The 530-nt window shown below is 56.6% G+C and carries 1 protein-coding gene; it reads right to left on the bottom strand.

From position 1 onward, the window contains the following. Window positions 1-128 precede the first annotated feature (128 nt). Window positions 129-530 (bottom strand): carbohydrate ABC transporter permease (locus tag ACFR9S_RS14725; protein WP_379818958.1); only part of this gene is annotated, 402 nt, incomplete at its 5' end.

Genomic DNA, 530 nt, shown 5'->3' with positions numbered 1-530 from the left:
CATCGTTTGCTTTCCGTAACGGACCAGCGTGAGGTAGACTGTCGCCTCAGAGGCGGACATACCGGCATTTTCCTCCAACGTTTCCTGCAGATTTGGTCCGTCAACTGCGTCTCTTTGGTCAGGCATGGTCACTGCTTCATTGCCCCCATCGTTAAGCCACTAACCAGGTAATTTTTCACGATCAGCCCGAAGAGAACCATCGGCGTGAGGATGACGACACCGATCGCCATGACTTGACCCCACAATGTGCCGGTCTGCGTGACGAGCTGTGCGGCAGCGACCGGAACAGTCTGCGTCTCGCTGTTGGTGAAGATCAGCGCGAACAGGAAGTCGTTCCAAGCGAAGACGATCGATATGATCGCCGTCGCACCCATCCCCGGGAGGACGAGCGGGAGCGCGACCTTGTAGAACGCTTGCCAGTGAGTAGCGCCGTCTATCCGCGCAGCTTCCTCAAGCGCCTCTGGAACCTCGTCAAAGAACGAACGCATCAGCCAGATAGCGAACGGAAGGTTAAACGTCGTATAGGCGAT

Source organism: Halolamina salina (assembly GCF_042678005.1).
GTDB classification, from domain to species: domain Archaea; phylum Halobacteriota; class Halobacteria; order Halobacteriales; family Haloferacaceae; genus Halolamina; species Halolamina salina.
This window is presented reverse-complemented; position numbering and strand designations above follow the sequence as displayed.